Here is a 514-nt window from a genome sequence, read left to right as displayed (position 1 = left end):
GCCTGCAGAGCTTCCCGTTCAAGCGTTTTCTTGTTTTTACTGCCTTTGGGGCGTCCGGGTTTCCGCTTAGGCATCTCTGTATCTTCCAGAGCTTTCTTCTTCGCGGGTCTTCCGGGTTTGCGTTTGGGCGCAGGCGTCAAAAACGGCGGCATCGTGCGCGTCTGGCTGTGAACCGGATTTCTGCGACCGTTCACCTCCTGCGCAAAGAAGTCGAGATGCTCGTCGCTCAAGCCGAATTCGGCATAGAGCAGAGCCATGCGCTTTGAGTAGTCGTGCACGGCACAGTACTCATCATTCGGCATCAGCGTCAGAACGGTGCGATCCGCCTCCCGCAGGGACTTGTTGGTGTCGAGCTCCAGCTTGCGGCAGGCGAGTTCGATTTCCGTACGAATGACGGCGGCAATGAAGCAGATGGCAAGCTTTGCCTCAATGCGCTGATCGTCATGCACGCGCGTTACGTCCGCTCCGAGCTGAGACTTCAATGCGCTGAACTGCTTCTCTGAGATGTCGCGGT

General features: G+C 57.2%; 1 pseudogene. It reads right to left on the bottom strand.

Annotation, left to right across the window (positions count from 1 at the left end):
• A pseudogene (locus GBM95_RS12015) lies at nt 1–482 on the bottom strand (IS1634 family transposase); the annotation flags it as partial.
• Nucleotides 483–514: the final 32 nt, after the last annotated feature.

This window comes from Sutterella seckii (assembly GCF_009183815.1).
Lineage (GTDB): Bacteria > Pseudomonadota > Gammaproteobacteria > Burkholderiales > Burkholderiaceae_F > Sutterella > Sutterella seckii.
The sequence above is the reverse complement of the archived record's forward strand: the minus strand, read 5'-3'. Positions and strand labels throughout refer to the sequence as shown.